Annotated in this window: 7 protein-coding genes; 4 read left to right on the forward strand and 3 right to left on the reverse strand. The window is 72.9% G+C overall.

Features of this window, described 5'->3' with window-relative positions; all coding sequences use genetic code 11:
• Positions 1-288: MFS transporter (locus D7Y21_RS39370; protein WP_121718454.1), on the reverse strand; the 288-nt coding region annotated here is incomplete at its 3' end.
• A 184-nt stretch (positions 289-472) separates the two neighbouring features.
• Between D7Y21_RS39370 and D7Y21_RS39375 the strand changes: the two genes are divergently transcribed.
• A complete protein-coding gene (locus D7Y21_RS39375; protein WP_120562323.1) occupies positions 473-1,378 on the forward strand; it encodes an AEC family transporter in 906 nt (301 codons plus the stop codon).
• Positions 1,379-1,411: 33 nt separating this feature from the next.
• Here D7Y21_RS39375 and D7Y21_RS39380 read toward each other — a convergent pair whose 3' ends face one another.
• Positions 1,412-1,621 carry a hypothetical protein gene (locus tag D7Y21_RS39380; protein WP_014393545.1) on the reverse strand — a complete coding sequence of 70 codons (210 nt, stop codon included), beginning with the start codon at positions 1,619-1,621 and terminating at the stop codon, positions 1,412-1,414.
• Positions 1,622-1,897: 276 nt separating this feature from the next.
• On the opposite strand from D7Y21_RS39380, the gene D7Y21_RS39385 reads away from it, so the two are divergent.
• Together D7Y21_RS39385 and D7Y21_RS39390 are read left to right on the forward strand one after the other, a co-directional pair.
• The gene (locus tag D7Y21_RS39385) at positions 1,898-2,113 is read left to right on the forward strand and encodes a hypothetical protein (RefSeq protein ID WP_233591454.1); all 216 of its coding nucleotides are present in this window, start codon (positions 1,898-1,900) and stop codon (positions 2,111-2,113) included.
• A complete protein-coding gene (locus D7Y21_RS39390) occupies positions 2,106-2,396 on the forward strand; it encodes a hypothetical protein (protein WP_121718451.1) in 291 nt (96 codons plus the stop codon). The genes D7Y21_RS39385 and D7Y21_RS39390 overlap by 8 nt, the downstream gene beginning before the upstream one ends.
• A gap of 76 nt (positions 2,397-2,472) precedes the next feature.
• Here D7Y21_RS39390 and D7Y21_RS39395 read toward each other — a convergent pair whose 3' ends face one another.
• Entirely contained in the window at positions 2,473-3,660 is a 1,188-nt protein-coding gene (locus D7Y21_RS39395) for a hypothetical protein (protein WP_121718452.1), read from the reverse strand.
• A 104-nt stretch (positions 3,661-3,764) separates the two neighbouring features.
• Between D7Y21_RS39395 and D7Y21_RS39400 the strand changes: the two genes are divergently transcribed.
• Positions 3,765-6,863 (forward strand): MG2 domain-containing protein, encoded by a 3,099-nt coding sequence (locus D7Y21_RS39400; RefSeq protein WP_121718453.1) that lies wholly within the window; start codon positions 3,765-3,767, stop codon positions 6,861-6,863.
• Positions 6,864-6,919 lie beyond the last annotated feature (56 nt).

A 6,919-nucleotide genomic window follows, 5' to 3' on the forward strand; every position in this document is an offset into this window, starting at 1 on the left:
CTCGGAGATGTGTATAAGAGCCAGCCCCGCGAGCGTCAGCCGCCGGCCCACCCGGTCCGCGAGCATGCCCCCCAGCGGCGCCGCCAGCACCGCGCCCGCGCCGTTGAGCGCCACGATGATGCCCGCCTGCTCCACGTTGAAGCCGCGCTCGCGCGTGAGGTAGAGCGCCAGGAATGGCGCGATGAAGGACCCCAACCGGTTCACGAAGGTGCCCACCCACAGGACCCAATACGTCCGTGGCAGGCCACCCCCGCCCAGCGCTCTCAACACCGTGGCAACGGGATTCATGGCGTTTGCCCGACGGACGTGGAGAAGAGGGACTGACCGCGGGTGCCCGCCAGCATGCGCCGATTCCGGCCGCGCGCGAAACGCGACTTCCCCGTGCGCGCCTTCATGGCGCTGGACATCGCTGGCGGGCTCCTCCAGGTTGCCGCGCCAATCCACACGCGGGAAGGCGGGACGCAAGGCGGGCATGGGGCAGGTCATCGGACTCCTGGGGGTGTGCCTCGTATTGGGCGTGCTGGCGCGACGCAGCGGCCGGTTCCCCGAAGGGACGGCGCCCGCGTTCAACGTCTTCCTCCTCAACGTGTCCCTGCCGGCGCTGGTGCTGCGCGCCATGCACCGGCTGGAGTTCGCGCCCGGGCTGGTGGTGGCCGCCGCGGCGCCGTGGCTGCTCTTCGTGGGGGCGGTGCTCTTCCTTCGCCTGCTCGGGCCCCGGCTGGGGCTGTCACGCGAGTCGGTGACGGCGCTCATCCTCACCGCGGGGCTGGGCAATACGGCCTTCGTGGGCCTGCCCATGGCCGCCGCGCTCCTGGGGCCCTCGGGTGTGCCGGTGGCGGTGGTGGCGGATCAGCTGGGCTCGTTCCTGGTGCTGGCGACGCTCGCCACGCTGACGGCTGCGAGGGCCAGCGCCCAGGTGGGGCTGTCCGTCCGCTCGCTCGTGCGCAAGGTGCTGGTGTTCGTCCCGTTCCAGGCGCTGGTGCTGGCGCTGCTCCTGCGCCCCTTCGCCTTCCCGGATTGGCTGGAGTCCGTGCTGCAGCGGCTGGGGGACCTGCTCACGCCGCTGGCGCTGTTCGTCGTGGGCTTCCAGCTGCGGCTGAAGGGGCTCTGGCCGCGTGTGCCGGCGCTCGCGCTGGGGCTGTCCTACAAGCTGGTGCTCGCGCCGCTGGCGGTGCTGGGCCTGCTGATGCTCATGCCCGGGCTGGCGCTGGTGGTGAAGCAGGCCACGGTGCTGCAAATCGCCATGGCGCCCATGGTGACGGCGGCCATCCTCGCGGCCGAGCACGACCTGGACGCGGACCTGGCGGTGCTGATGGTGGGCGTGGGCATTCCGCTGTCGTTCGCCACCGCGCCGCTGCTCCTGTCCCTGGTGCACTGACGCCCGCGCGGCACGGGCGTCAGGCGATTCGTTTCAGGCGAGCGCCGTGGTCTCGAAGGAGAGCTCGACGCCATTGGGCTTCACGCGCATCTGCGGGCGCGACAGCACATGGCAGTGCGGGCAATAGCCGTGGGCACCGGCTGGCGTGGCCCGGATGGAGACCGCGCCGCCACACATCATGCAGCCCTCGGGAAGATCGAAGTCCGCGAACCGCTCTCCGCTCTGGGTCTCGAATTGGGTCATGCCATTGAGTTAACGCAGGATCTGCCCGACACAAGCAGACCGGTTCCGCGCCGCGAGGACCCGGTATGGCGCCTTGCCCCACCTTTCAGGCACGGAAGACGGCCCTCCAGGGCAGCCTGCAAAGGTTACCGGCCGATCTCCGACTGCTCACCCGCCGACACCGCAACCTCTTGGGCGGCCTTGCGGACGCTGGCACGGGGATTTCATGGCGCACCCCCTCGGACAGCAACGGGACGGGGGAGGTGCGGGATGGGTGCAGGGAATACAGTGAAGGTCATGTGCGACCGGAAGGGCTGGCGGGTGGAGGTGGCGCACTCGGGGGGCGTGCGGCGCTACCGGTACGGCAGCGAGTCGCAGGCGCGTTACTTCGCGGCGGTGTTCGAGCTGGGGCCGAGCGTGCTGCCCCCCAAGAACCACGCGCGAAGGCGGCAGGAGCCCTGCTTGGCTCTACCCAATGAGGTCTCTTTCGGAGAGGCTTGGCTGCATGAGTGATGCTCCCAAGCCCAAGACCTTCATCCTCCCCAACCGGCAGCACGTCACCAAGGAGCCGGATCCGGGCGGCCGTTGGTCCGCGCAGTTCCCGGAGATGATTGGTTACTCCAGCCAGGGCGGCGGCAAGGTGCCGGCCGACTTCGGGTGGAACACCAACCCCAAGCAGTGGCAGGAAGAGCTGACGCCGCAGACGCTGGCGGAGCGCTTCGAGGAGCTGCGCATCCTGCCTCCGAAGAAGGACGCCCCCGCGCTGCCCGCGCCGGCCACGCCCGCGAAGCCCTGAAGCTCCGGTGAATCGACGGGCCGTGTCCGCTTCCAGGGCCCCAGTGCTCCGGGGCCCTGTGGAGGCGTGAGGCCCGCTAGCTGAACGGCAGACTGGCCAGCCGCTCGCGGAAGCGGGCGAGCAGGTCTCGCGCTCCTGCCTCGTTGAGCCCCGCCGAGGCCTCCTGACGGCCCTTGCGCAGGAACGCATCGAAGGGCGCCGAGCGGCCCGACAGCGCGCCCGCCGCCGTCACCGCCTCCTCCAGGACCCGCGCCGCGCCCGGAGAGCCCAGCTCCAGGTGCATCTCCACCTGCTCCAGCCGGACACCGCTCGCGGCCCACACCGCGCGGTCGTGCACGGTGAGCCACATGCGGGTCAGCTCCTCCATCGCTTCTTCCAGCAGCGCGAGGAAGGGCTCCACCAGTCCGGGCAGCACGTCCGGTCCCAGCGCGGCCTGCGTGCCCGCTTCGCGCAGCCGGCCTCGCGCCGCGACGATTTCGCGCTTGGTGGGCGTCTTCAGCGCGAGCGACGCGGGCAGGGACACGAACGCGGCCAGGCTCTCCTCGGCCTGCCTCGCCAGCGCGGGCCGCTGGGCGTCCGTGGCCTTCGCGGCGCGCTCCAGCCGGCCTTGCAGTGAGCGGCGCAGGTCGGCCGCGGCGCCACGCAGGGCCACGCGCGCGCCCACCTGGTTCGCGTAGCCGGGCACCACGTCCTCGCGGCGCACGTCCGCGAAGGCCGCGGCGGTGAGGTACACGAGGTCGCCGATTCGATTGCGGAAGTCCGCGCGCGACGCGGCCAGCTCCGACATCAACGTCCAGCGGTCGCTCACCACCTCCGGCCGGCGCATCTGCACGCCCAGCTCCTGCACGCGCTTGGACAGGCGCTCCGCGCTGGCGTGCAGCACGGCCTCCGCTTCCTGCGACAGGCGCTCGTCGGAGCTCGCGGGCGGCGGGGCCCAGCCGCCGTCATTGGACGCGGCGGGGCGCGCGGGCGGCGGGAAGGCGTCGCGGATGGCGGCCACCAGCTTGTTGACGTCCGTCAGCGTCTCGCCGATGGCGGGCGCCATCGTCTCCCACAACGACAGGTCCGCGGCGTCGTCGGGTTCGGCGGTGGCGGGCTCGTACTTCACGATGCTCAGGTGCCCCAGCCGGTCGATGGCGACCGCGGCCGCCTGGTAGACCTTGCGCAGCCGCGTCGCGAAGTCGCGGTCCATCAAGGCTTCGAGCAGCGCATCCAGGCGGGGCGGCAGGGCATCCTGCGGGGGACGGTTCTTCGACACGGCCATGGCGCGTCACCCTAGCCCAGCCACCCCACGGATACGTCAACGGGGGGAGGTGGGGACCGGCTCCACGCTTTCCGGCGTACAGTGGAAAGACGGGGAGAAAACGCATGACAGGTGGCATCCAGCGCCGGCGATGGGTGGCCAGAGGGCTCGGGCTGTTGTTCGTGGGGGGAGGCCTGGCCTTCATGGTTTCCGGGCGGTGTCTGTCCGCCTGGATGTTCCAGGGCGTGGACGTGCGCGCGTGTCCGGACGGCGAGTTCCGCCAGACGGTGAGCATGGCCTCCAGCGCGCTCGCGCGGGGGGGCTCCAGCCGGGTGACGGTCTGGGCGGAGGCGCACGGGATGGACGCGAAGGGCCGTGAACTCCGGGCCTACGTGGGCCGGGGCACGGCGGCGCTGTTCCTGGTGGACGCGGCCGGCAAGGAGACGCCGCTGCCGCTGGATGACAAGGGCCGTTGGGAGCGCGAAGGCTCCGGTCCCCTGTCGGCGCCAGTGACGCTGCCCGCGGTGCCTGACGGCGATTACCAACTGCGCGCGCGCCTCACCACGCCGCTGGGCACCGGCACGGTGGACTCGGCGCTGCCCCTGTACGCGCCCGCGCGGGTTCGCGTGCTGACGGACCGGCCCCTCTACGAGCCCGGGCACCGGGTGCGCTTCCGCGCGGTGGCGCTGCGCGCGAAGGACCTGTCGCCGCTCGATGGACGGCCGGGGACGTGGAAGGTGACGGACCCCTCCGGCGAGGTGGTGCTGGAGGAGCGCGCGCCCGCCGGCAACTGGGGCGTGGTGGCGGGGGACTTCCCGCTGGACCGGGGCGCGCCCACGGGCACGTGGACGGTGTCGTGGACCAGCGGTGGCGCCTCCGGTGACGCGGCCTTCACGGTGGAGCCCTTCACGCTGCCGCGCCTGCGGATGGAGGCGAAGAGCCCCCGGCCCTTCTGGCGCGCCAACGACACGCCGGAGGTGACGGGGCAGGTGTCGTACGCGTCCGGCGCGCCGGTGGCGGACACGGACGTGACGCTGGCGTGGAACCACGCGGGAGCATGGCCTCCTCCGACGGAGTGGCTCCGGGGCGAGCTGCCCACGAAGGCGCGCACGGACGCCGCTGGCCGCTTCCGCGTGACGCTGCCGCGCGTGCCCCAGGACCTGCGCGGCCAGGCCACGCTGAGCGCGAGCCTGGAGGCGAAGGACCCCACGGGTGAGCCGGTGCGCGGTGGCGTGTCGCTCCTCCTGTCCGAGGACGCGCTGGCCGTGTCCTCCGTGACGGAGCTGGAGGACGGGCTGGTGGCGGGCTTCAACAACCGCGTCTACCTGCGCGCCACCACCGCGTCGGGCCAGGTGCTGCCGGGCGCGGAGGTGACGGTGACGCGCGCGTGGGACCCGCGCGACAAGGGCGTGAGCGCGGTGGCGGACGAGGACGGTGTGGCCGCCTTCCAGTTGGATCCGGGCCCCGCGGTGAACGTGGTGGTGCCGCCCCTGCCGGTGCGCGTGCAGCCGCGTCCGCCGTCCGTGTCGCTGGTGTCGTCCAAGGACCTGCTGGGCGCGCAGGGAGGACAGGCGTCGCTGGAGGATCAGCTCGCGCTGGAGCGGCTGCTGCCCGCGCTGCACCCTTGCGCGCGCTTCGTCTCTCCGGCCTCCGGCTCCGCCATGGCGGAGTTCGCGGTGCGGGTGGGCGCGGCCGGGCAGGTGCTGGACGTGGGTGGCGCGGAGGAGGGGCTGGAGGCGTGCATGGCGTCGGCGCTGCGCGCGAAAGGACTGCCGGCGCGCGCGGAGCGGATGCTCCAGCTTCGCTTCCAGGTCAGGGAGCCGGGCCTGCCCTCCTTCCGCTGGAACACGCAGGTCGCCTTCGGGGACGAGCGGGGCGTGAGCGAGGGGCTGACGCTCGCCGCGCTGGATGCGCGTTCGTGCCTGCCTCCCACGCTGGACCGCGCCGTGGCCATCCCTGGCGCGCTGACGTGGCGGCTGTGGGCGGACAAGCCGGAGCTGGCGCTGTCCTGGGTGGCGGAGCCCGCTCCGGATGACGCGCTCCCGCCAGCGGTGCTGGCGTGCGTGAAGGAGCGCTTCGCACGCATCCGTGTTCCGGCCTCGAAGCAGGTGGGACGGGGGCTGTCGGAGGCCATGGGCGTGGTGCGCTTCATCGCGCAGCCCACGTACGGCGGAAACGGCATCCCCCGGCCGCCCCAGGCCACCACGTTCCTGGGCTACGAGTTGAAGGTCCGGGCGAAGTGGGATGGCCAGGACATGGGCGAGACGAAGCTCGTGCTGCGCCCCGCGCGCCTGCCGCCGCTGCGCGCCCGCGTGACGCCGGTGCTGGCGAAGGCCGGCGAGCCCGTGAAGGTGGAGCTGCTGCGCGGCCCCGGCTTCACGGGTGAGCTGCCCAAGACGCTGGAGCTGGTGGCGGGGCCGACGCGGCTCAAGGAGAAGCTGGACCCGGCCACGCGCTCCGCGCGCTTCACGCTGCCCCAGGACTTCGAGGGCTGGGCGCAGGTGGAGGGCGTGGCGGCGACCGCGCGCGTGTACGTGGCGCCCCGAGCCTCCCTGACGGTGGAGGTGTCTCCGGACAAGCCCGCGTACGCGCCCGGAGAGCTGGCGCGCCTCCAGGTCCACACGCGCGTGGACGGCAAGGACGGCGAGGCGGCGGTGGGCCTCTTCGGCGTGGACGAGACGCTGTCCCAGCTGGCGCCGCTGCCGGGCTCGGACGCGTTGGATGGGCTGCGGCCTGCTCCGTCGGTGGCCACGCCGGCCTTCGGCGTGCTGGACGGCCAGGCGCTGGCCATGGGCCGCATCCGGGGCGCGAACGCGGCCGCGGCGGCGCTCCTGCGCGTGAACGCGGTGCCCTCGCTGGAGGACGAGGAGCCGCCCCTGACGGCGAGCGCCACGAGCCCATTCTCTCCGGACGCGGAGCTGACGGAGCCCTTCTACGCGGTGCTGACGGAGCTGCACGCGCGCACGCGCAAGTGGGAGGAGACCGCGCCCGAGGGTGAGACGTTGGACCCGGCGGGGCTCGCGCGGCTGTGGGCGGAGTCGCTGGCCGCGTGCGAGCAGCGCGGGCAGAAGGTGACGGATGCGTTCGGCCGCAAGCTGCGCCTGTCGCGGCTGCCGGAGGACCTGCTGGCCCTCACGGATCCGCGCGCGGTGGTGGTGAATGGAACGCGGTTGCCGGAGGACGTCGTGAACTGGGGCGCGTGGGTCGCCCGGGAGGCGCCATGAAGCAGCGCTCGTGGATGTCCGGGGCCGTGGGCCTCGGGGTGGGGTTCGTGCTGGGC

The organism is Corallococcus sp. AB045 (genome assembly GCF_003668895.1).
Classification (GTDB): Bacteria; Myxococcota; Myxococcia; order Myxococcales; family Myxococcaceae; genus Corallococcus; species Corallococcus coralloides.

Bases quoted from the DNA above. Each gene is read 5' to 3' on its own strand.
- D7Y21_RS39375 (WP_120562323.1), top strand. From the start codon at position 473: ATGGGGCAGGTCATCGGACTCCTGGGGGTGTGCCTCGTATTGGGCGTG.
- D7Y21_RS39380 (WP_014393545.1), bottom strand. From the start codon at position 1,621: ATGACCCAATTCGAGACCCAGAGCGGAGAGCGGTTCGCGGACTTCGAT.
- D7Y21_RS39385 (WP_233591454.1), top strand. From the start codon at position 1,898: ATGTGCGACCGGAAGGGCTGGCGGGTGGAGGTGGCGCACTCGGGGGGC.
- D7Y21_RS39390 (WP_121718451.1), top strand. From the start codon at position 2,106: ATGAGTGATGCTCCCAAGCCCAAGACCTTCATCCTCCCCAACCGGCAG.
- D7Y21_RS39395 (WP_121718452.1), bottom strand. From the start codon at position 3,660: ATGGCCGTGTCGAAGAACCGTCCCCCGCAGGATGCCCTGCCGCCCCGC.
- D7Y21_RS39400 (WP_121718453.1), top strand. From the start codon at position 3,765: ATGACAGGTGGCATCCAGCGCCGGCGATGGGTGGCCAGAGGGCTCGGG.